Below are 21895 nucleotides of genomic sequence, written 5' to 3' on the forward strand. Positions count from 1 at the left end.
TCGCCTCACTCCGCCAGAACCCAGGTGTCCTTCACGCCGCCGCCCTGCGAGGAGTTCACGACGAGCGAGCCCTCCTTCAGCGCGACCCGCGTGAGCCCGCCCGGCACCAGCTCGATCTTCTCGCCCACGAGGCAATAGGGCCGGAGATCGACATGGCGCGGCGCGATCCCCTCCTCGACGAAGGTCGGCGTGGTCGAGAGCGCGAGCGTCGGCTGCGCGATGTAATTCTGCGGGTCTTCGGTGATCTTGATGCGGAAGGTCTCGATCTGGTCCTTGGTCGATTTCGGCCCGACGAGCATGCCGTAACCGCCCGAGCCATGGACCTCTTTCACGACGAGGTCTCCAAGGTTTTCAAGCACATACTTGCATTCGTCGGGCTTGGCGCATTGCCAGGTCGGCACGTTTTGCAAGATCGGCTCCTCGCCGAGATAGAAGCGGATCATCTCCGGCACGAAGGTGTAGACCGCCTTGTCATCGGCCACGCCCGCGCCCGGCGCCGAGCAGATCGACACGCCGCCCGAGCGGTAGACATCCATCAGCCCCGGCACGCCGAGCATGCTGTCGGGGCGGAAGCACAGCGGGTCGAGGAAGCTGTCGTCGATGCGCCGATAGATCACGTCGAGCTTCTTCGGCCCCTCGGTGGTGCGCATCCAGACAAAGCCGCCCTCGACGAAGAGATCGGCGCCCTCGACGAGCTCGACCCCCATCAGATCCGCGAGGAAGCTGTGCTCGTAATAGGCCGAGTTGAAATGGCCGGGCGTCAGGATCGCCACCGTGGGCTCGCGGTCGCAGCGCGCCGGCGCCACGCTTGCGAGCGTGCGGCGCAGCGCATCGGCATAGCCGTCGACCGGCTCGATGCGGTTCTCGCGGAACAGGTTGGGGAACATCCGCATCATGATCTCGCGGTTCTCCAGCATGTAGGAGACCCCCGACGGCGTGCGGCAATTGTCCTCGAGCACGAAGAATTCATCGGGCCCGGTGCGCACCAGATCAATGCCGACGATATGCGAATAAATCCCGCGCGGCGGGGTGAAGCCGACCACGGCGCGCTCGAAGGCCTCGTTCTGATAGACGAGTTTCGCCGGGATCTTGCCCGCGCGGACGATCTCGCCGCGGCCATAGACATCGAGCAGGAAGGCGTTGAGCGCACGGGCGCGCTGCTTGATGCCGCGCTCGAGCCGGCGCCATTCGAACTGGGTGAAGACGCGCGGGAACATGTCGAAAGGGATCAGCCGATCCGGGTCGCCGCCCTCGCCATAGACCGCGAAAGTGATGCCGATGCGCCGGAACAGCGCCTCCGCCTCGGCCTGTTTCATCTGGCGCAATTCGGCGGGCATCGCGTTGGTCCAATCCTCGAGCCGGGCATAGGGCTCGCGGACGTGACCGTTGTCGTACATTTCGTTGAAATAGGTGGTGCTCATCGGGCGTTGATTCCTCCGGCCTTGCCCTCAGATTAGGCAGCCCCTCGGGCGAGCGGAAGCTATGCCCCGCGCTTGCCCGGTGCCGACCCGTCAAAAACGCCCAAAACCGTGCATATCGCCTAATTTTTGGGCGGCAATTGAGTCAATCGGCCAGATTGCCCGCCATCCGGGTGATCAAATCGAGCAGAACCTGCCCGTCGCGCGCCTCGAGCCCCGCGAGCGCGCGGGCGTTGACCTCGGCCGCCGCCGCCGTCGCGGGGCCGCGCAGGGCGCGCGCGCGCGCGGTCAGATGCAGCGTCTGGGCGCGCCGGTCGACCGGATGCGGGCGCCGCTCGATCAGCCCGTCGCGCTCCATCCGCGCCACCGTGCCCGCCATCGTCGCCTGTTCGACCGCCAGCCGCGCGACGAGCTCGGCCTGGGTCAGCCCGTCCTCCTCCCAGAGCTCGAGAAGCGTCATGAACTGCGCCGGCGCAAGCCCGAGCGGGCGGATCGCCGCCGCCAGCCGGTTGGCAAAGAGCCGCGCGAGGCGGTTGACCAGATAGCCCGGCGAGCGGGCCTTTTCGAAGGCGGGGGGAGAGCTGTCAGACATGGGCCGAGATTAGACTTGCATAGCAGGCTATTCAAGCGAATACTACATAGTACCCTATCTATCATGGAGATCCCGATGTCCCCCCTCCCCAAAATTCACGCCGCCGCGGGCGGCCTCGCCCTTGTCACCATCCTCGGGCTGCAAACCTTCCTCGCCCTCGCCGAGACCGGCTATGCCGCCGATCTCGCCGCCAGCCGGGCCGCCGCGCTCTGGGTGGTCGCGCTTCTCCTCGTGCCGGCGCTGGCGCTCGCGGGGGGCTCGGGCGCCTGGCTCGGGCGCGGGCGGCGCGGGCCACTCCTTGCGGCGAAGATGCGCCGGATGCAGGCGGTGGCGGCGCTCGGGCTTGTGGTCCTTCTGCCGCTCGCGGTGGCGCTCTGGTGGCTCGCGGCGCGCGGCATGGTCGAGGGGCGGTTCGCGCTCCTGACCCGGATCGAGACGCTCGCCGCGCTCACCAATGTGCTGCTCCTCGGGCTGAACCTGCGCGACGGGCTGAAGATGCGGCGCCCCGCGCGGCCCGCCGCCGCCTGACCGCCGGGCGCGGCCTGAACGGCGGCGCCCCTTGCCCCACCCCCCCGGGGCGCCCTATGTCTTAGGGGTCAACAAGAGAGGCCGCCATGACGTTTCCCCTGCCCCGCCCCGTTCTCGACGCCGAAGCCGGCTCTGGCCCTGGCGCCTTCGGCACCCTGCCCGATTGGGATCTGAGCGACCTCTACACCGCCCCCGACGCGCCCGAATATGCCGCCGACATGGCCTGGCTCGAGACCGAATGCGCGGCCTTCGCGGCCGCTTACGAGGGCAAGCTCGCCGGCCTCGACGCGCCGGCGATGGCCGAGTGCATCCGCCGCTACGAGGCGATCGAGACCACCGCCGGGCGGATCATGTCTTACGCGGGCCTGCGCTATTACCAGAACACCGTCGACGCCACCCGCGCCAAGCTGATGGCCGATGCGCAGGACCGGATCACCACCTTCACCACGCCGCTCGTGTTCTTCTCGCTCGAGTTCAACCGCATCGACGACGCGCGCTATGAGGCGGTCTTCGCCGATCCGGCGCTGGCCCGCTACAAGCCCGTCTTCGACCGGATGCGCGCGATGAAACCCTATCAGCTCTCCGACGAGCTGGAGAAATTCCTGCACGATCAATCGGTTGTCGGCGCCGCCGCCTGGAACCGGCTGTTTGACGAAACCACCGCCGGGCTCGAATTCACCATCGACGGCGAGGTGATGAGCCTCGAAGCGGCGACCACGCTCCTCTCCGACCACGACCGCGCCAAACGCGAGGCCGCGGCCCATGAGCTCGCCCGCGTCTTCACCGCCCACCTCAAGATCTTCTCGCGCGTGCACAATTCGCTCGCCAAGGAAAAGGAGATCGAGGACCGCTGGCGCAAGATGCCGACCCCGCAGACCGCGCGCCACCTCTCCAACGATGTCGAGCCCGAGGTCGTCGCGGCGCTGCGCGATGCGGTCGTGGCGGCCTATCCGCGCCTCTCGCACCGCTATTATGCGCTCAAAGCGCGCTGGCTCGGGCTCGAGAAGCTGCAGATCTGGGATCGCAACGCGCCGCTGCCGACCGAGGCGCCGCGCACGATCAAATGGGATGAGGCGCAGGCGACCGTGATGGGCGCCTATGCCGCCTTCGCCCCCGAGATGGCCGAGATCGCGCGGCCGTTCTTCGAGAAGGGCTGGATCGACGCGGGGGTGAAGCCCGGCAAGGCGCCCGGCGCCTTCGCCCACCCGACGGTCACCACCGTGCACCCCTATGTGATGCTGAATTACCTCGGCAAGCCGCGCGATGTGATGACGCTCGCCCATGAGCTCGGCCATGGCGTGCACCAGGTTCTGGCCGCGGGCCAGGGCGAGATGCTGAGCCAGACGCCGCTGACGCTCGCCGAAACCGCCTCGGTCTTCGGCGAGATGCTGACCTTCCGCGCGCTCCTCGACGCCGCCAAGACCCCGGCCGAGCGCAAGGCGCTGCTCGCCGGCAAGGTCGAGGACATGATCAACACCGTCGTGCGCCAGATCGCGTTCTACGATTTCGAGTGCAAGCTCCATGCCGCGCGCGCGTCGGGCGAGCTGACGCCCGAGGATATCAATGCGCTGTGGATGTCGGTGCAGGCCGAGAGCCTGGGGCCGGCGTTCGAGTTCATGCCGGGCTACGAGACCTTCTGGGCCTATATCCCGCATTTCGTCCACTCGCCCTTCTATGTCTACGCCTATGCCTTCGGCGACGGGCTGGTGAACGCGCTTTACGCGGCCTATGCGGGCGGCCTGCCGGAGTTTCAGGCGAAATATTTCGACATGCTGAAGGCGGGCGGCTCGAAACACCACAAGGAGCTGCTCGCGCCTTTCGGGCTCGATGCCTCCGACCCGGCGTTTTGGCAAAAGGGCCTCGACATGATCGCGGGCTTCATCGACGAGCTCGAGGCGATGGAGGCCTGAGCGACAAAGCCCCGCCAACCGGCGGGGCTTTTGCTTTTGGGCTCAGTCCCAGAGGCTTTCCACCTCGAACCGGGTGAGCCTCGGGTGCAGCGGCGGGCCAAAGTCGCGCAGGCTCTCGATCTGGGGGAAGAGCGCGCCGAAGAGGCTGAGCATCCGCGGCTCGACCATCTCCGCGAGCCCCTCGCCCGGGTGGTAGCTCTCCACCTCGAGCCCGGCCACGCGCAGGCTGCCCTGCCGGGCGAGCACGACATGATAGACCGTGACCGGCGCGACGGGGGTGACCTCGATCACCGAAACCCCGTCGATGAAGGCGCGGGCGGGCACATAGGCCGCCTCGAGCCCCGTCGCCCGGCGCAGCCGCGCATCGCGCAGACAGATCCGCGCCCGCGCCCCGAGCAGAAGGTCGGGGCTCGGCCGCCCAACGCCGAGCGCATCCGAGGTGATCCGCGTCAGGCTGACGGCCTCGCCCTCCTCGGCGCCCGCGCCGGGGTAGAGCATCATCGAGCCGATCCAGGTGATCGTCTCGACCCGCCCCTCGGCGGTGAGCGCGCGCATCCCCGGCACGAGGTCTTCGACCGCGACGGGGCCCTCCTCGGTGGCGACAACCGCGCCCCGGGCAAGCGCCGAGAACGCCTCCTCGAAGAGGGGTGTGGCCGGCGCCAGACGGGTGGAATTCTCGATCAATCCGTTGGGGGTGAGCCAGGCGGCCTCGTAACGGCGCGTCAGAGGCATCGCGCGCAGAGGCCGCCGGTCAGAACCCAGCGTGGCCCGTGGAAGTTGGGCCGGAACAGATACAACTTTCCCCGCTTCGGGCTGCGAGAGCCCAGCCGCGGAGCGGTGAGGAAACGACATGCGATCAGCCTTTCGGTCTGGTCACATCTGCGGCGGCCCCCACCGGTTGCAGAGAGACAAGGCCAAGATGCCCTCTGCGCGCAGTTTCGTCAAATTTTTGCTGTAATTACGGCGGATTGCGCATCAGTCCGGCGCGTGGCGCAGGGACTGTTTCGGGGCGCGGCCCGGGGCGCCACACGGGCGCCACATTTGCCGAAATTTCGCCATCTTTCGCGGCGAATCGGTCTTCGGGAAAGGCGCGGTCCGGGGGTGGCAGCCCCCGGCCGCTCGCGGCGGTCTCAGCTGGCGCGCAGCGCCCGCGCCGAGAGGGCACGCGGAATTTCACGTTCGGCGCGGCGCGCGATCATCTCGGCGCGGCGCGGCCCCCGGGCCCAGGGCATCACGACCTCGGTCTTCGCGGCGTCGCGGATCACCGATTTCATCCAGCGGGGGGTGGTGTTGGAAACGGTCATGGTCGGCTCCTGCTCTGGTGCTCGTGGGTTTGTTTCGGGTCTGTCGCCCGGATGACCCTTTATCGCGCCCCATTGCGGCAAGGTTTTGGCAAGTTTGATGGAATTTTCGCGCCGCCCGCGCCGGAAATATGGCAGGGCGATTGTTTCGAAACCCGAAAAAATCAGCAAAAAACGCGGCCCCGCCGGGGAGCCGCGTCAAAATTGAGGCAATTTGATGAAAATTGCCGGGATCCGCCTCAGAGCCGGATCGCCGAGATCAGCCGCCCGTAATCGGCCTCGCCCGCGTGAGTCGCGCGACGGAAGGAATAGAAGCGCTCCGGGTCGGAATAGGTGCAATGCCGCGTCCATTCGGCTGCGCCCACCCCGGCCGCGCGCAGCCGGTAAAGCCCGAAGGCGGGCAGATCGAACATCGGCTTGCCGTTCGGCCCGCCCGCGAAGAAGCGCGCATAGTCCGGGTCTTCGACGAGGAAGTTTTCCATGAAATCATGGCCGACCTCATAGGCGCGCTGCGAGATGCACGGCCCGATGACGGCGGTGATATTGGCGCGCTCGGCGCCGAGCGCCTCCATCGCGGCGACGGTGGCCTCGAGCACCCCCTCGAGCGCGCCGCGCCAGCCGGCATGGGCCGCGCCGATCACCCCCGCGGCACGGTCGGCAAAGAGCACCGGCTCGCAATCGGCGGTGAGGACGCTGAGAGCGAGCCCCGGCGTCGCGGTCACGATCGCATCGGCGCGCACGGGTTCGGTGAGCGGGCCGGTGACGGTCGCGACATCGGGGGAATGGATCTGATGCACGCCGATCAGCCGCTCGGGCGCGACGCCCATCGCGGCGGCCACGCGCGCGCGGTTGACATCGACCGCGCCGGTCAGATCGCTCGAGCCATGGCCGCAGTTGAGCCCGGAAAACACCCCCGAAGAGGCGCCGCCCTTGCGGGTGAAGAACCCATGCGCGACGCCCTCAAGGGCTTGAGACGTCAGGATTTCAAGCGTGGTCGACATCGGAGGGCCTCGAGGAGCTGGCCGCGTCGAAGCCCGGGGGCAGCGGCGCGGTCCGGGGGAAGATCGCGAGCGTTTGGAACAACTGACCCATTTCCGCGGGGTGGGTCAAGCGCCGATGCGCGGCGATATGGGCCTCGAGCGCGGCGCCCGTCAGCCCGCGCGCGAGGCTTTGGGCGCGCGCGGTGATGCCGAGGCGCTCGAGCAGCACGCCCTGCGCGGTCATCGCCGAGACCTCGGCGCCCACGGCACGGGCGGCGCGCGCGAGCGGCGCGAAGGCGACGTGCGCGGTCAGATCGGCCGCGCCGGGCTCGGCCAGCGGGTCGACCGGCGCATGGCCGCGCAGCGCCTGAAACGTATCGCCGAGGCTTTGCCAATGGCCGTAATCGAGAAAGATCGCGACCCCGCCATGGGCCGCGATCCGTGCCGCGATCTCGGCCACGAAGGGCGGCGCGGCGGGGCAGAGCTCGACCACATCGCCCTCGCGCGTGTCGGCCAGACGCGGGCCGAGCGCGGCCACCTCCATCGGCGGGGTGAGCCCGAAGGCAAGCCCGCCCGCGGGGCCGAGCCCGACCTGACGCTCGCACCAGGCCGGGCCGCGGCGCTCGAACTGGCGGATCGGCAGGGCGTCGAGAAACTCGTTCGCGACGAGGAAGACCGGCCCCTCGGGCAGGCTCGCGGCGCTCTCGTGCCAGGTGACCGGGTGGCCCGCGAGGCGCGCGGCCTGGATCTCTCGCAAGGTGGCCGAGGCCTCGATCAGATGCACCTGCGCGGCCGCCGCCATGCCCGGCACCGAGCCGATCGCGCGCAGCATATCGGCCATCAAGGTGCCCCGCCCCGGCCCCGGCTCGACGAGCAGGAAGGGCGCGGGCCGGCCTTGGTCGATCCAGACCTGCGCCAGCGCAAGGCCCAGCATCTCGCCAAACATCTGGCTGATCTCGGGCGCGGTGATGAAATCGCCCGCCGTGCCGAACGGGTCGCGGGTGGCGTAATAGCCATGCGCGGGGTTCAAGAGGCACTCGGCCATGAAATGATCGAGCCGCATCGGCCCCTCGGCGGCGATCCGCCGCGCGAGGATCTCGCCCAAGGGCGTCATGCCCGCGCCTCGCGCGCCCGCACGATCAGCCAGACGCCGACCAGAACCATCGGGATCGAGAGGATCTGGCCCATGGTCAGCCCGCCCGCGCCGAATTGCAGCGCGTAGCCCAGCGGGTTGGTGTCGGAGGCGAATTGCGCATCGGGCTGGCGGAAGAGCTCGACAAAGCCGCGCGCGAGCCCGTAGCCCGCGAGGAAGGCGCCGAAGATCCGCCCCGGGCGGGCGAGCGCGCCGGCCTGCATCATCAGCCAGAGCACCGCGAAGAGCAAAAGCCCCTCGAGCCCGGCCTCGTAGAGCTGCGAGGGGTGGCGCGCGCAGGCGCCGTCGACCTGGCCCGCCCAGGCCCCGCAGAGCTGCGCCTCGGGCACCGGGAAGATCACCCCCCAGGGCGCATCGGTCGGCCGGCCCCAGAGCTCGGGCTTGATGAAATTCGCAAGCCGCCCGAGGAAGAGCCCGATCGGCGCGACCAGCGCCGCGGCATCGGCCACCGACAGCGTGGGCAGCGCATTGCGCCGGCAATAGAGCGCGATCGCCACCACGACGCCGAGGAAGCCGCCGTGGAAGGACATGCCGCCCTGCCAGACCTTGAGGATTTCCAAGGGGTTGGCGAGGTAATAGCCGGGTTGGTAGAAGGCCACGAAGCCCAGCCGCCCGCCGAGCACCACGCCGAGGATCACCCAGGTGAGCAGGTCCTCGACCTGGCCCGGGCGCATCGGCGCCACCCCGCCCCAGAGTTTCGGGCGCTCCATCAGCCCCGCGATGATCCGCCAGCCCGCGACGAGCCCGACGATATAGGCCAGCGCATACCAGCGGATCGGCAGGTCGATCCCGGGGATGACGAAGGCGTTGGGGTCGATCTCGGGGAAGGGAATGGCCATGAGCTCCTCCTGGGTCGGGGCGGAGAAAGCCTTGAGTGCGCGGCGAAGTCAACCACCCGGGCGCGGCGGCGCCTGGGGGGTCTTGGCTCTGCGGGGCCTTGTCTCGGGGCGGATCCCTGCGCATATAGGGAGAAAGCGGAGCCAAGCGGAGAAAGCGATGCAAGCGCCCAACAAATTGTTCGACGAAATGTCCAAGCTGATGACCAATGCGATGGGCGTGGCGCAGGGCGCCAAGACCGAAGCCGAGACCGCGATGAAGAGCTGGATGGATCGCTGGCTGGCCGACCGCGATTTCGTCACCCGCGAGGAATTCGACGCGGTGAAGGCGATGGCGGCGAAGGCGCGCGAGGAGAATGAGGCGCTCAAGGCCCGGCTCGAGGCGCTGGAGGCGAAGGCGGGCTGAGGCCCTTGCCGCGCGAGATCGCAAACCGGGTCGGTTCGGCCCGGTTTTTTCATGCCCGGCGGGGCGCGGGTTTTGCGGGCGGAGCCTCCGGCGGGGATATTTGGGGCAAGATGAAAGGCGGCGTCAGCGCGCCGTGAGGGCGCGGGCGAGCACCTCGTCGACGCGCGCCGACATCGGCAGGGCGCGGGCGAGCACGGTTTCAACGGGCACCCAGGCGGCCTCGAGCGCGTCATCGGCGGCGGTGGGCGCGCCGGTTGCGCCGTGGCAGGCGACCGCGACGAGGTGGTAATGGAAGGCGACGGCGCCTGTGGCATCGTGGCTGATCGCATCGGTCTGGCCGAGGATCGCGCCGGGGCGGGCGGTGAGGCCGGTTTCCTCGGCCAGTTCGCGCGCGGCGGCCGCCTCGACGGTCTCGCCCCAATCGACCTTGCCGCCGGGAAAGCCCCACAGCCCCTGATCGGGCGGGTTGGCGCGGCGCACCAGAAGCACTTCGCTGGCCGAGGCATTCAGCGCGACGGCGAGCACGCCCAGCCGCGGCACCGGCGCGCTCATGGCGCGCTGAGCCGGGTCTGGCCGAGGAGCGCGCCCTCGGGGGAGTAGAGGAGCACCTCGCCGCCCTGGCCCAGCACCACGACGCGGCCCTCGGCGAAGCTGACCGAGAGCGCGGTGACGCCTTCGGGCAGGGTGATCGCGGCGGGCAGCGCGGGCGCGCGCCCTTGGGCCGGCAGGCGGATGACAAGCAGCGCGACGATGGTTATAAGCCCTGCGATCATCGTGACCGCCAGCGCCGTCACCAGCAATTTGAGAAAGCGCACCTCGGGCAGCGGGGGCGGATCGGAAGGCATCATGTCGGACATGGAAGAACGCATCCTGCGGCTGGAAATCGAGGCCGGAGAGGACGGAAACCCTCCCTTCGACCGTCTTGATAAGGCCTTGGCGGCGATTGTGCCAGAGGAGGCGGCGCTCTCGCGCTCGCGGCTGGCGCGGATGATCGCCGAGGGCGCGGTGACGCGCGACGGCGTGGCGGTAACCGATCAGAAGGCGCGCGTCGCCCCCGGCGAGATCTATCAGATCGCGCTCGAGCCACCGCGCAGCGTCGAGACTTTGGCGCAGGAGATCCCGCTCACCGTGCTCTGGGAGGACGCGGATCTGATCGTCATCGACAAGCCCGCGGGGATGGTCGTGCACCCCGCGCCCGGCTCGGAGGACGGCACGCTCGTCAACGCGCTCTTGCATCATTTCGGCGGCAAGCTCTCCGGCGTGGGCGGCGAGGCGCGGCCGGGGATCGTGCACCGCATCGACAAGGAAACCTCGGGGCTGCTCGTCGTCGCGAAATCCGATCGGGCGCATCACGGCCTTGCGGCGCAATTCGAGAAGCACAGCGTCCACCGCCATTATCTTGCGGTCTGCACCGGCGTGCCCGAGGCCTCCGACCCGCGGCTGCGCGGCACGCCGGGGGTGAGCTTCGAGGCGGGCAACATCCTCAAGATCACCTCGCAGCTTGCCCGCCACAAGACCGACCGTCAGCGTCAGGCGGTGCTCTTTCACGGCGGGCGCCATGCGGTCACCCGCGCCCGCGTCGTCGAGGCGTTCGCCGGCGCCGCGGCGCTCATCGATTGCTGGCTCGAGACCGGGCGCACGCATCAGATCCGCGTGCATCTGGCCCATGCCGGCCACGGGCTGATCGGCGACCCGACCTATGGCGGGCGGCGCAAGCTGCCGGCCAAGGCGGTGGGCGCGGCGGCGGCCGAGGCGGCGGCGGCCTTCCCGCGGCAGGCGCTGCATGCCGCGACGCTGGGCTTCCTCCATCCGGTGAGCGGCGAAGAGCTGAGCTTCAGCTCGCCGCTGCCCGCCGATATCGAGGCGCTGCTGGCGGCGCTGCGGGCAGGGGCCGAGGGCGCTTAAGCGGGCGTTAACCGGGCGCGGCTATTCTGCGCGGGTTCTGCCCGGAGCCCGTGCGATGCTCTCCTCGATTCCCTCCGTCAGCCTGACCACCGCCGCGAGCCCGAAGCGCGACGCGGCGAGCCTCTATGCCGCCGATCTGCCGGTGCAAGAGGCCGAGATGGCCGAGAAACAGGCCTGGCTCGAGGAGGTCTTCGTGACCCCGCCGGGCGCGCCGACCACGCGCGAGACCCTGCGCCTGCGCGCGCGCACCGAACATCTGACCCGCGCGCTCGACCGGCTCGTGGCGGCGCAGGCCGCGGCATCCGGGCTCGCCGCGCAGGCCAATGGCGTGACCGCCCTCGCCTCGGGCTCCGCGCGGCTCTCGGGGGGCTTCACGCTCGCGGTTTCGGGCACGCGCGTCGCGGGCCTCTACACCGATTTCAAGGCCGGCCTCTCGCCCGCCGATTATTACAACGACGCCCGCCGCGCCGACCGCGTCACGATCAGCGCCGATCTCGTCACCCAGGTCGATACCGCGGGCGGCGATGACACGCTCTCGATCTCGGCCGATCGGGTGAGCCAGATCTACACCGGCAACGACGCCGACACGCTGGTCATCGCGGCGCGGATGGTGCGCAACATTTTCACCGAGGAGGACACCCGCGACGCCACCACGCGCCCGGGCGCCGATAGCGTCACGATCGCGGCGGCGCTTGTCGAGGGCGTCTTCACCGGCGGCGGCGATGATACGATCACCCTCGCGGCGGAGCGTGTCGACATGATCGACAGCGGCGCGGGCGATGACCGGATCACAATCGCGGCGGGGCTCGTCGCCGCGGTCTACGCCGGCGCGGGCAACGACCGGATCGAGGTGCAGGCCATTGCCGGGCGCCAATGGGTCGGCTGGGGCGACGAGATCGAGCCCGTGCCCGACCTCTCCACCCCCGAGGCGCGCCTCGCCGCGAGCGCCACCGTCGGCGCGATCTCCGCCGGCGCGGGCAATGACGAGATCCATATCGCCGCAGCCGGGCCGATCGGCGTCGCAGGCGAGGCGGGCGACGACCGGATCTTCCTCGAGGGCGGCTCGGTCTCGCTCTTCACCGGCCCGGTCGACGGCCATGACACCGTGACGCTCGGCGCCGGGACCGAGCTGATCATCCGTCTCGCCCGGCCGATCGAGAGCTATGCGCTCAGCCGCGGCGACGACAGCCTGATCCTCACCCTCGGCTCGGGCTCGATCACGCTGCACGGCGTGGCCGCGGCGGGGATGATCGCGGTGCAGCTGAGCGAGGGCCCGCCCGAGGTGCTCTGGCCCGGCGCGGCGCTCGACCGCAGCGCCTGAGCCCCCGCCCCCGCCCTGCCCCCGCCCCTGCCCCCTTGAACGCCGACGGAAAGCGGTTCATCTTCCGTTCAGCTTTTCGTGAGACGCTTCGCGGCGCGCCCCAGAAGGGTTGAATGCGCCGCCGAGTCACCCCATTTCGGGGCCAAAGCGACAGGTCTGAAAGGGACTGAATGACGAGTTATGCCAATCTGCCGGCACCGAGCCCCGAACAGGGTCTCAACCGCTACCTGCAGGAGATCCGGAAGTTCCCGCTTCTGGAGCCCGAGGAGGAGTATATGCTGGCGAAACGCTGGGCCGACCATCAGGACCCGGAGGCCGCGCACCAGCTCGTCACCTCGCACCTGCGCCTCGCCGCGAAAATCGCCATGGGCTACCGGGGCTATGGCCTGCCGCAGGCCGAGGTGATCTCGGAGGCGAATGTCGGCCTGATGCAGGCCGTCAAACGGTTCGACCCGGAGAAGGGCTTCCGCCTCGCGACCTATGCGATGTGGTGGATCCGCGCCGCGATTCAGGAATATATCCTGCGGTCGTGGAGCCTCGTGAAGCTCGGCACCACCTCGGCGCAAAAGAAGCTGTTTTTCAACCTGCGCAAGGCGAAATCGAAGATCGGCGCCTATGAAGACGGCGATATGCGCCCCGAAAACGTCGCCAGGATCGCCCGCGATCTGAACGTGACCGAGCAGGAGGTGGTCGATATGAACCGCCGCCTCGCGGGCGCGGATGCCTCGCTCAACGCTCAGGTCGGCTCGGCCGAGGGCGACAGCGCGACGCAATGGCAAGACTGGCTCGAGGATGAGGATGCCGATCAGGCGGAGGCCTTCGCCGAGGCCGACGAGCTGCAGGCGCGCCGCGCGCTCTTGCTCTCGGCGATGGATACGCTCAACGAACGCGAGCGCGATGTGCTGATGCAGCGGCGCCTGCGCGATGACCCGGTGACGCTCGAAGAGCTCTCCGAAACCTATGGCGTCTCGCGCGAACGGATCCGCCAGATCGAGGTGCGCGCCTTCGAGAAGCTGCAAAAGCGCATCCGCGAGCTTGCCCGCGAAAAGGGCATGGGGATCCCCGCCTGACCAAGCGCGCCCCGCTTGCCGCCCCCGGCCCACGCCGCTAGGCTCGGGCGAAAGCCGCAAGGAGGGTGCGATGCAGGTGATGAATTTCGGAATTCTCGGCGCCTCGGATTTCGCGCGGCGCCGGATGGGCCCGGCGATCCATGCCGCGCGCGGCGCGCGGCTAGTCGCACTCGCCACCTCATCGCCCGAAAAAGCCAAGGGCTTTCAGGCCTTTGCGCCCGACCTGCGGCTCCATGAGAGCTATGAGGCCCTGCTCGCCGACCCGGAGATCGAGGCGGTCTATATCCCGCTGCCCAATACGCTGCATGTCGAGTGGAGCCTGAAGGCGCTCGCCGCTGGCAAACATGTGCTCTGCGAAAAGCCGCTCGCGCTGCGCGCCGAGGAGATCGACCCACTGATCGCCGCGCGCGACGCCTCGGGGCGGTTTTGCACCGAGGCCTATATGATCGTGCATCACCCGCAATGGCAGCTCGTGCGCGATTGGCTCGCCGAGGGCCGCATCGGCACGCTCTGCCACGCCGATGCGGCGTTTTCCTTCTTCAACGACGACGCCACCAATATCCGCAACCGCCCCGAGATGGGCGGCGGCTCGCTCCCCGATATCGGCGTCTACGCCTATTCCTCCGTGCGCTTCGCCACCGGCGCCGAGCCCGTGTGGATGAAATCGGTGATGGCGCGGGCGAACGGCGTCGAGACCCGCACCCAGGTGATCGGCGAAATGGCGGGGCCCCTGGGGCGGTTTTCCTTCGGCGCGATGACCTCGACGCGGCTCTTCCCGCGCCAGGAGGTCACCTTCCAGGGCACCGAGGGCCGGATCACCCTGACCGCGCCCTTCAACGCCGGCATCTTCGCCGAGGCGCAGGTCACCCTGCACCGCGAGAACGCCTCCGAGACCCGCCGCTTCCCCGATATCAATCAATATGTGGTGCAGGTCGAGGCGTTCATCGCCCATATCCGCGAAGGCGCGCCCTACCCCTGGCATCTCGAAGATGCCCGCGCGGGTCAGGCGATGATTGATATGGTGCGCGCCGGCGAGATCTAGGCGCCCGCATCCAGCCGCCGGGGCTTTGCCCCGGACCCCAGCGTATTTGTGCCAAGAAGAAGCCAAGCCCGTTTCTTCTTGGCAAAAATACGCAAAATCCGACCGAGCCCGAGGGCGCGCCTCAGGCCAGCCGGGCGAGGCGCTCCTCAAGCACGTCAAACGGCACGCCCGGCTCGTCCTTCGCGCAGCGGATCACGAGCGAGGTCTTCACGCTCGCGACATTGTCGGCCGGCGTCAGCTCGCCCATCAGGAAGCTCTGGAAGGTGCTCAGATCGGGCGCCGCGCATTTCAGCACGAAATCGATCTCGCCGTTGAGCATGTGGCATTCGCGCACGAGCGGCCAGGCCCGGCAGCGCGCCTCGAAGGCGCTCAGGTCGGCCTCGGCCTGGCTGTGCAGCCGCACCATCGCGAAGACCTGCACCTCGAAGCCGAGCTCGCGCGGGTTCACATCGGCATGATAGCCGCGAATGTAGCCCGCTTCCTCGAGCGTGCGCACCCGGCGCAGACAGGGCGGCGCCGAGATCCCGACGCGTTTGGCCAGCTCGACGTTGGTCATCCGCCCGTCGGCCTGAAGCTCGGCCAGAATCTTCCGGTCGATCTCATCAAGCTTTGTGCTGGCCATGCTTACCTCCGATTATTGTGCCGGAACTTACCCGCAGCGCGGGAAAGGCGCAATATTATTTCGCACCGTCGGGCGCAAGAGCAATTCGCCGCAGGCTGGCCTCGGCGCCTCTCCGCGCAAGGGCTTTCCGAGCGCGCCCCCGCCCACTATATCGGGCGGGAAACACGAGGAGGCCACGATGGGCGCGACGAAGAAATCCAAGGTTCTGATCATCGGCTCCGGCCCGGCGGGCTATACCGCGGCCGTTTATTCCGCGCGTGCGATGCTCGAGCCGGTGCTGGTGCAGGGCCTGCAGCCGGGCGGCCAGCTCACCATCACCACCGAGGTCGAGAACTGGCCGGGCCACACAGAGGTGCAGGGCCCCGATCTGATGGTGCAGATGGAGGAGCACGCCCGCGCGATGGGCGCCGAGATCATCTCCGATTACATCACCTCGCTCGATCTCTCCGCCCGCCCCTTCACCGCGCAAAGCGATTCGGGCACCGTTTATGAGGCCGATGCGGTGATCCTCGCCACCGGCGCCCAGGCGCGCTGGCTCGACCTGCCCTCGGAGGAGAAATTCAAGGGCTTCGGCGTCTCGGCCTGCGCGACCTGCGACGGCTTCTTCTACCGCGGCCGCGAGGTGGTGGTGATCGGCGGCGGCAATACCGCGGTCGAAGAGGCGCTGTTCCTGACCAATTTCGCCTCGAAAGTCACCGTCGTGCACCGCCGCGAGGGCTTCCGCGCCGAGAAGATCCTGCAAGACCGGCTGTTCAAGAACCCCAAGATCGAGGTCGTCTGGAACGTCACCGTCGAGGAGATCCTCGGCACCGAGGCGCCGCTGGGCGTCACCGGCGTGCGGGTGAAGGACGTCAAGACCGGCGAGACCCGCGAGATCCCCTGCGACGGGTTTTTCGTCGCGATCGGCCATGCGCCCGCCTCCGAGCTCGTCAAGGATCAGCTCAAACTGCATGCGGGCGGCTATGTCTGGGTCGAGCCCGGCACCACCCGCACCTCGATCGAGGGCGTTTTCGCCGCGGGCGACCTGACCGACCACACCTATCGCCAGGCGATCACCTCGGCGGGCATGGGCTGCATGGCCGCGCTCGACGCCGAACGCTGGCTCGCCGAGCAGGACTGACCCCGCGCCGGCGCGGCCCCCCGCCGCGCCGCCCCCCCGCCCGCGCGGAACAACCGCTCCGCTGCCCGGCGGAATGCGAACCCCGGTTCCAGAGCACCGCTCTCGATCGGGCGAACCTCCCGCAACGCCCCAAAGCCCCACAAAAGCGGTCTTTTGTCACCGTTCGAGCCGGCATTTTCCTTGAAATCTTCACACTTCCGTTGATAACGAACCTCGAGCTGGCGGTCCTTTCGCAGGGCCGACCCCATTTTTTCGCACTCGATACAGGTCCAGAGATGTCCCTTCCCAATCTCGCCCCGATCCCGGAGCTCTACGTTTCCCACGAATCCGCCCAGAAACTCAAAGTCGAGGCGGGTGAGCTCGTTTCATGGGACCTGACCCCGCGTCAGATCTGTGACCTCGAACTGCTGATGAACGGCGGCTTCAACCCGCTCAAGGGCTTCCTCAGCGAGGCCGATTATGACGGCGTCGTCGAGAACATGCGCCTCGCCGATGGCAGCCTCTGGCCGATGCCGATCACGCTCGACGTGTCGGAGAAATTCGCCGACGGCATCGCGCCGGGCCAGGATATCGCGCTGCGCGACCAGGAAGGCGTGATCCTCGCGATCCTCTCGGTCACCGACAAATGGGTGCCCAACAAGGCCCGCGAGGCCGAGAAGGTCTTCGGCGCCGATGATCTCGCCCACCCGGCGGTGAACTACCTGCACAATGTCGCGGGCCCGGTCTATCTCGGCGGCCCGATCACCGGCATCCAGCAGCCCGTCCACTATGATTTCAAGGCCCGCCGCGACACCCCCAACGAGCTGCGCGCCTATTTCCGCAAGCTCGGCTGGCGCAAGATCGTCGCCTTCCAGACCCGCAACCCGCTGCACCGCGCCCACCAGGAGCTGACCTTCCGCGCCGCGAAAGAGGCCGAAGCGAACCTGCTGATCCACCCGGTCGTCGGCATGACCAAGCCGGGCGATGTCGATCACTTCACCCGCGTGCGCTGCTACGAGGCGGTGCTCGACAAATACCCGCAATCGACCACCACCATGTCGCTTCTGAACCTCGCGATGCGCATGGCGGGCCCGCGCGAGGCGGTCTGGCACGGGCTGATCCGCGCCAACCACGGCGTGACCCATTTCATCGTCGGCCGCGACCACGCCGGCCCGGGCAAGAACAGCCAGGGCGTCGATTTCTACGGCCCCTATGACGCGCAAGAGCTCTTCAAACAATATGAAGACGAGATCGGCGTGACCATGGTCGACTTCAAGCACATGGTCTATGTGCAGGAAAAGGCGAGCTATTTCCCCGCGAACGAAGTGCCGGAAGGCTGCACCGTGCTCGATATCTCGGGCACCGAACTGCGCCGCCGCCTGCGCGAAGGGCTCGAGATCCCCGAGTGGTTCTCCTTCCCCGAAGTGGTGACCGAGCTGCGCCGCACCTCGCCGCCGCGCGCCAAACAGGGCTTCACCGTGTTCTTCACCGGCCTCTCGGGCTCGGGCAAATCGACGATCGCCAACGCGCTGATGGTCAAGCTGATGGAAATGGGCGGCCGCCCGGTGACGCTGCTCGATGGCGACGTGGTGCGCAAACACCTGTCCTCCGAGCTCGGCTTCTCCAAAGAGCACCGCGACATCAACATCAAGCGCATCGGCTATGTCGCCTCGGAAATCACCAAGAACGGCGGCATCGCGATCTGCGCCCCGATCGCGCCCTATACCTCGACCCGCCGCGCCGTGCGCGAGATGATCGAGGCCTATGGCGCCTTCGTCGAGGTCCATGTCGCGACCCCGATCGAGGAATGCGAAAAGCGTGACCGCAAGGGCCTCTACAAGCTCGCGCGTGAAGGCAAGATCAAGGAATTCACCGGGATCTCCGACCCCTATGAAGCGCCCGCCAACCCCGAGCTCGCGGTCAACACCGTTGACGTCGATGTCGATCACTGCGCGCATCAGGTGATCCTGAAGCTCGAGGCGATGGGCCTGATCAAGGCCTGATCGGCCCGCCAGAGATAAAAACGCCCCGGTGAGAGCCGGGGCGTTTTGCTTTCAGATCAGCGCTGCGCGCGCGACGAGGGCGGATTTGCGTATTTTTGCCAAGAAGAAACGGCTTGGGCTTCTTCTTGGCCCAAATACGCACAAATCCGCCTCCCCCCCGCACGCGGCCGGGCGGTCAGTGGACGCTGACGGCGGCGAAATCATGCTGGCGCGCGAGCACGAAGGCGAGGCGGCGGTCCGTCACCAAGGCCAGCCGCGCGCCGCTTTCATCACAGAGCGCGTAGAGTTTATCGACGCCGGGCGCGCGCTCGCGCAGCTCCGCAGGCAGCTCGGCCACCGCGACCGGGCGGATATAGACGATGCGGTTTTCCGGCCCCGCGCCGAGATCATAAGGCGCGTGCATCACAGCCCCCCCCGGTTGCGGATCGGGATCCGTTGCACGACCGGCTCGGGCTGCGCCCGGGTCAGGTCGATGTGCAAAAGCCCGTTCTCCATCGCCGCGCCCGCGACCTCGACCCCTTCCGCCAGCACGAAGCTGCGCTGGAAGGCGCGCGCGGCGATCCCGCGATGGAGAAAGAGCCGCTCGCCCGGGTCTTCGGCCTGCCGGCCGCGGATCACCAGCGCGCGGTCCTCCATGGTGATCGCGAGATCATCCTCGGCAAAGCCCGCGACCGCGAGCGTGATGCGGAACGCATCGGGCCCACATTGTTCGATATTATAGGGCGGATAGCCCTCGGCGCCGGTCTTGGCCGTGCGTTCCACGAGGCGCTCGAGTTGATCGAAGCCCAGAAGATAGGGGTGCGCCCCAAAGCTCAATTTCGTCATCAGGCAGCCCTTCCGAAAGCGACATGCGAGACGGGCCCCGCGCCTGCGGCGGCCCTTGGGCTCAATATGGGCGGCCCGCCCGCGCCCTGCAAGGCCCCGCGCATGCGTGATTTTTTCTACCGCGGCGCGCGGCTTTGCTATAGTGGGGAGGTATTGGCCGACTCGCTCGGCCCTCCCCGCCGCAAGCCAGAGCCCGCCATGAACGCCCATCTCGAGATGAACCCCGAAGAGGTGCTCCGCATGAAGCTGGAGATGCTCCGGCGCGAGCACCGCGATCTCGATGTGGCGATCGCCGCGCTGGTGGACAGCGGCCACCCCGATCAGCTCCGCCTGGTGCGCCTCAAGAAGCAGAAGCTCTCGCTCAAGGACCAGATCGCGCGGATCGAGGACCGGCTGACCCCCGACATCATCGCCTGAGCCGCCCGCGGCCCCTTGCCCTGCGGGCCGGGCCGCCTATAGTGCGGCCGCCTGACGGAGGGATTTGGATGACCGTAAAAGTTGGAATCATCATGGGCAGCCAGTCGGACTGGCCGACCATGCGCGAGGCCGCCACCGTGCTCGACGAGCTCGGCGTGGCTTACGAGAAGAAGATCGTCTCGGCTCACCGCACCCCCGACCGGCTCTGGAGCTATGGCAAGACCGCCGCCGAGCGCGGGCTGCATGTGATCATCGCCGGCGCCGGCGGGGCCGCGCATCTGCCGGGCATGATGGCCTCGAAAACGCGCGTGCCGGTGATCGGCGTGCCGGTGCAAACGCGCGCGCTTTCGGGCGTCGACAGCCTCTATTCGATCGTGCAGATGCCCAAGGGCTTCCCCGTCGCGACGATGGCGATCGGCGCCGCGGGCGCGGCCAATGCCGGGCTGATGGCCGCCGGTATCCTCGCGATCTCCGACCCCGATCTCGCCGCCCGGCTCGATGCCTGGCGCGAGGCGCTCTCCGCCTCGATCCCCGATGAGCCCGCCGATGAGTGAGATGCTGCCCCCCGGTTCGACGATCGGCATCCTCGGCGGCGGCCAGCTCGGCCGCATGCTCTCGGTCGCGGCCTCGCGGCTGGGGCTCAAGACCCATATCTACGAGCCCGGCGCGGCGCCGCCCGCGGGCCATGTCGCCGAGAAGGTCTATACCGCGCCCTATGAGGACGAGGCCGCGCTGCGCGCCTTTGCCGAAGGGGTCGATGTGGTGACCTATGAATTCGAGAATATCCCGACCTCGGCGCTCGACCTGCTCGAGAGCCTGCGGCCGATCCATCCGGGGCGGCGCGCGCTCGCGATCTCGCAAGACCGGATCCTCGAGAAGAGCTTTCTGAACGAAATCGGCCTCGCGACCGCGCCCTGGGCCGAGGTGACCGACGCCGCGAGCCTCGAGGCCGCGATTGCCCGGATCGGCACGCCGGGGATCTTGAAGACCACCCGGCTCGGCTATGATGGCAAGGGTCAGGCGCGGATCATGGCGCCCGCCGATGCGCCCGCGGCGCTCGCCGCGATGGGCGGCGCAACGGCCGTTCTCGAAGGCTTCATCGACTTCTCCGCCGAGGTCTCGGTGATCGCCGCGCGCGGCGCCGATGGCGCGGTCTCCTGCTATGACCCGGGCGAAAATGTCCATAAAAACGGGATCTTGCACACAACCACGGTGCCGGCGAAACTCTCCGAGGCGCTGCGCACCGATGCGGTTCTGATCGCCGCGCGGATCCTCAACGCGCTCGGCTATGTCGGCGTCATGGGGGTCGAGCTTTTCGTCACGCCGGGCGGGCTGATCGTCAACGAGATCGCGCCGCGGGTCCACAACTCGGGCCATTGGACGCAGGCGGGCTGCACCGTCGACCAGTTCGAGCAACATATCCGCGCGGTGGCGGGCTGGCCCTTGGGCGACGGCGCGCGCTATGCCGATGTCGAGATGCTGAACCTGATCGGCGAAGATGTCGCGCGCGTGCCGGAGTTTGCGCGCGAGGGCCGCACCCAGATCCACCTCTACGGCAAGGCCGAGGCCAAGCCCGGCCGCAAGATGGGCCATATCAACCGGGTGCTCTAACCCCGCGCGCCGCTCCGCCCCGGGCGGCGCAGCGCCAGCCCGATGCCCCCGAGAACCAGCGCCGCGGCGAGCCAGAACCGCCCGCCCGGCACCTCGCCCAGCAGAGCCGCCCCGCCCAGCGCCGCGAGCACCGGCACCGAGAGTTGCGCCACCGCCGCGAGGCTCGGCGCGAGCCGCGGCACCACCGCATACCAGAGCGCATAGCCAAGCCCCGAGGTCACCGCTCCGGACAGAAGCGCGGGCCAGATGCCCCAGGTCAGATCTCCCCCGCCCCGCAGCGCCACCCACCCGAGCGCAAGCGGCAGCGCCAGCGTGAAATTCACCGCGCTCGCCGCGAGCGGCGCCCCCGCGCGGCGGCCGTTGAGCGAATAGAGCCCCCAGCCGAGCCCACCGAGCGCCATCATCGCCGCGCCGAGCGGGTCGACCCCCGCGCCCCCCGCCGGCGCGACGAGCACGACAAGCCCGCCAAAGGCCACCGCCGCGCCGAGCCAGCGCGCCGCCCCCGGCCGCTCGCCCATCAAGAGCCCCGCGGCGAACATGGTGATCTGCACCGCGCCAAAGAGGATGAGCGCGCCGATCCCGGCCTCGATCCGGCCATTCGCGACGGTAAACCCGAAGATATAGAGAAAGAGCGTGCCCGCCCCGGTGAGCGCGACCGCGGGCCGCGGCCGCGCCACCCCGCCGCCCCCGCGCCAAACGGCGAGCACAAGCAGCACCGCCGCCCCCGCCCCGAGCCGCACCGCCCCCGCCACGCCCGGGTCGAGCCCCGCCACCCCCACCGCCATCCGGTTCAGCACCGAATTCGCGGCAAAGGCGATCATCACGAGCGTGGTCAAAAGAAAGAGGCGCATGAGGC

General features: G+C 68.6%; 25 protein-coding genes. 12 read left to right on the forward strand and 13 right to left on the reverse strand.

Annotation, left to right across the window (positions count from 1 at the left end; genetic code table 11):
- Positions 1-5: 5 nt before the first annotated feature.
- Positions 6-1421 carry a circularly permuted type 2 ATP-grasp protein gene (locus LPB142_RS13185; RefSeq protein ID WP_068764912.1) on the reverse strand — a complete coding sequence of 472 codons (1416 nt, stop codon included), beginning with the start codon at positions 1419-1421 and terminating at the stop codon, positions 6-8.
- Positions 1422-1563: 142 nt separating this feature from the next.
- Positions 1564-2010 (reverse strand): MarR family winged helix-turn-helix transcriptional regulator, encoded by a 447-nt coding sequence (locus LPB142_RS13190; RefSeq protein WP_068764913.1) that lies wholly within the window; start codon positions 2008-2010, stop codon positions 1564-1566.
- Between the two features lie 75 nt (positions 2011-2085).
- Between LPB142_RS13190 and LPB142_RS13195 the strand changes: the two genes are divergently transcribed.
- On the forward strand, positions 2086-2538 hold the full coding sequence (locus tag LPB142_RS13195) for a hypothetical protein (RefSeq protein WP_071167257.1): 453 nt from the start codon (positions 2086-2088) through the stop codon (positions 2536-2538).
- Positions 2539-2624: 86 nt separating this feature from the next.
- Positions 2625-4448 carry a M3 family oligoendopeptidase gene (locus tag LPB142_RS13200; protein WP_071166646.1) on the forward strand — a complete coding sequence of 608 codons (1824 nt, stop codon included), beginning with the start codon at positions 2625-2627 and terminating at the stop codon, positions 4446-4448.
- Positions 4449-4490: 42 nt separating this feature from the next.
- On the opposite strand, the gene LPB142_RS13205 is transcribed toward LPB142_RS13200, so the two are convergent.
- From LPB142_RS13205 to lgt, 5 genes are all read right to left on the reverse strand, one after another.
- A complete protein-coding gene (locus LPB142_RS13205) occupies positions 4491-5180 on the reverse strand; it encodes a Hint domain-containing protein (protein ID WP_068764915.1) in 690 nt (229 codons plus the stop codon).
- 398 nt (positions 5181-5578) lie between these two features.
- Positions 5579-5752 (reverse strand): hypothetical protein, encoded by a 174-nt coding sequence (locus LPB142_RS19435; RefSeq protein WP_197474191.1) that lies wholly within the window; start codon positions 5750-5752, stop codon positions 5579-5581.
- A gap of 236 nt (positions 5753-5988) precedes the next feature.
- On the reverse strand, positions 5989-6750 hold the full coding sequence (pgeF, locus tag LPB142_RS13210; protein ID WP_071166647.1) for a peptidoglycan editing factor PgeF: 762 nt from the start codon (positions 6748-6750) through the stop codon (positions 5989-5991).
- Entirely contained in the window at positions 6734-7843 is a 1110-nt protein-coding gene (locus LPB142_RS13215; protein ID WP_071166648.1) for a class I SAM-dependent methyltransferase, read from the reverse strand. Before LPB142_RS13215 ends, pgeF begins: the two co-directional genes overlap by 17 nt.
- Entirely contained in the window at positions 7840-8721 is an 882-nt protein-coding gene (gene lgt, locus LPB142_RS13220; protein WP_071166649.1) for a prolipoprotein diacylglyceryl transferase, read from the reverse strand. The genes LPB142_RS13215 and lgt overlap by 4 nt, the downstream gene beginning before the upstream one ends.
- Positions 8722-8878: 157 nt before the next feature.
- Here lgt and LPB142_RS13225 point away from each other — a divergent pair, with 157 nt between their 5' ends.
- Positions 8879-9124 carry an accessory factor UbiK family protein gene (locus tag LPB142_RS13225; RefSeq protein WP_068764919.1) on the forward strand — a complete coding sequence of 82 codons (246 nt, stop codon included), beginning with the start codon at positions 8879-8881 and terminating at the stop codon, positions 9122-9124.
- Positions 9125-9247: 123 nt separating this feature from the next.
- Here LPB142_RS13225 and LPB142_RS13230 read toward each other — a convergent pair whose 3' ends face one another.
- Together LPB142_RS13230 and LPB142_RS13235 are read right to left on the reverse strand one after the other, a co-directional pair.
- Positions 9248-9676 (reverse strand): NUDIX hydrolase, encoded by a 429-nt coding sequence (locus LPB142_RS13230; protein ID WP_071166650.1) that lies wholly within the window; start codon positions 9674-9676, stop codon positions 9248-9250.
- Positions 9673-9981, reverse strand: a complete 309-nt coding sequence (locus tag LPB142_RS13235; RefSeq protein WP_231878927.1) for a DUF6476 family protein — start codon at positions 9979-9981, stop codon at positions 9673-9675. Before LPB142_RS13235 ends, LPB142_RS13230 begins: the two co-directional genes overlap by 4 nt.
- Between LPB142_RS13235 and LPB142_RS13240 the strand changes: the two genes are divergently transcribed.
- The 4 genes from LPB142_RS13240 (at position 9980) to LPB142_RS13255 (ending at position 14462) form a co-directional block, all read left to right on the forward strand.
- Positions 9980-11029 carry an RluA family pseudouridine synthase gene (locus LPB142_RS13240; RefSeq protein WP_071166651.1) on the forward strand — a complete coding sequence of 350 codons (1050 nt, stop codon included), beginning with the start codon at positions 9980-9982 and terminating at the stop codon, positions 11027-11029. The genes LPB142_RS13235 and LPB142_RS13240 overlap by 2 nt on opposite strands.
- 55 nt (positions 11030-11084) lie before the next feature.
- Complete coding sequence (locus tag LPB142_RS13245) at positions 11085-12350, forward strand: hypothetical protein (RefSeq protein ID WP_071166652.1); 1266 nt, start codon at positions 11085-11087, stop codon at positions 12348-12350.
- A 170-nt stretch (positions 12351-12520) separates the two neighbouring features.
- Positions 12521-13420: an RNA polymerase sigma factor RpoH gene (gene rpoH, locus LPB142_RS13250; protein ID WP_071166653.1), complete on the forward strand. Its 900-nt coding sequence runs from the start codon at positions 12521-12523 to the stop codon at positions 13418-13420.
- A 70-nt stretch (positions 13421-13490) separates the two neighbouring features.
- Positions 13491-14462 (forward strand): Gfo/Idh/MocA family protein, encoded by a 972-nt coding sequence (locus LPB142_RS13255; RefSeq protein ID WP_068764924.1) that lies wholly within the window; start codon positions 13491-13493, stop codon positions 14460-14462.
- Between the two features lie 121 nt (positions 14463-14583).
- On the opposite strand, the gene LPB142_RS13260 is transcribed toward LPB142_RS13255, so the two are convergent.
- A complete protein-coding gene (locus tag LPB142_RS13260; protein ID WP_068764925.1) occupies positions 14584-15084 on the reverse strand; it encodes an Lrp/AsnC family transcriptional regulator in 501 nt (166 codons plus the stop codon).
- Positions 15085-15262: 178 nt separating this feature from the next.
- On the opposite strand from LPB142_RS13260, the gene trxB reads away from it, so the two are divergent.
- Positions 15263-16204, forward strand: a complete 942-nt coding sequence (gene trxB, locus LPB142_RS13265; RefSeq protein ID WP_071166654.1) for a thioredoxin-disulfide reductase — start codon at positions 15263-15265, stop codon at positions 16202-16204.
- A gap of 275 nt (positions 16205-16479) precedes the next feature.
- Positions 16480-18186: a bifunctional sulfate adenylyltransferase/adenylylsulfate kinase gene (locus LPB142_RS13270; RefSeq protein WP_068764927.1), complete on the forward strand. Its 1707-nt coding sequence runs from the start codon at positions 16480-16482 to the stop codon at positions 18184-18186.
- A 175-nt stretch (positions 18187-18361) separates the two neighbouring features.
- On the opposite strand, the gene LPB142_RS13275 is transcribed toward LPB142_RS13270, so the two are convergent.
- Complete coding sequence (locus LPB142_RS13275; protein ID WP_068764928.1) at positions 18362-18589, reverse strand: DUF1150 family protein; 228 nt, start codon at positions 18587-18589, stop codon at positions 18362-18364.
- Entirely contained in the window at positions 18589-19011 is a 423-nt protein-coding gene (locus tag LPB142_RS13280) for an Hsp20 family protein (protein ID WP_068764929.1), read from the reverse strand. The genes LPB142_RS13275 and LPB142_RS13280 overlap by 1 nt, the downstream gene beginning before the upstream one ends.
- A gap of 198 nt (positions 19012-19209) precedes the next feature.
- On the opposite strand from LPB142_RS13280, the gene LPB142_RS13285 reads away from it, so the two are divergent.
- The 3 genes from LPB142_RS13285 to LPB142_RS13295 all read left to right on the forward strand — a co-directional run bounded on the left by LPB142_RS13285 (position 19210) and on the right by LPB142_RS13295 (position 21039).
- A complete protein-coding gene (locus LPB142_RS13285; RefSeq protein WP_068764930.1) occupies positions 19210-19428 on the forward strand; it encodes a YdcH family protein in 219 nt (72 codons plus the stop codon).
- A gap of 68 nt (positions 19429-19496) precedes the next feature.
- On the forward strand, positions 19497-19982 hold the full coding sequence (gene purE / locus LPB142_RS13290; protein ID WP_083392691.1) for a 5-(carboxyamino)imidazole ribonucleotide mutase: 486 nt from the start codon (positions 19497-19499) through the stop codon (positions 19980-19982).
- Entirely contained in the window at positions 19975-21039 is a 1065-nt protein-coding gene (locus LPB142_RS13295) for a 5-(carboxyamino)imidazole ribonucleotide synthase (protein ID WP_071167258.1), read from the forward strand. Before purE ends, LPB142_RS13295 begins: the two co-directional genes overlap by 8 nt.
- On the opposite strand, the gene LPB142_RS13300 is transcribed toward LPB142_RS13295, so the two are convergent.
- Complete coding sequence (locus LPB142_RS13300) at positions 21036-21890, reverse strand: DMT family transporter (RefSeq protein WP_071166656.1); 855 nt, start codon at positions 21888-21890, stop codon at positions 21036-21038. The genes LPB142_RS13295 and LPB142_RS13300 overlap by 4 nt on opposite strands.
- Between the last annotated feature and the right edge of the window lie 5 nt (positions 21891-21895).

The sequence above is a fragment of the Rhodobacter xanthinilyticus genome (genome assembly GCF_001856665.1).
In the GTDB taxonomy this organism is placed as follows: domain Bacteria; phylum Pseudomonadota; class Alphaproteobacteria; order Rhodobacterales; family Rhodobacteraceae; genus Rhodobacter; species Rhodobacter xanthinilyticus.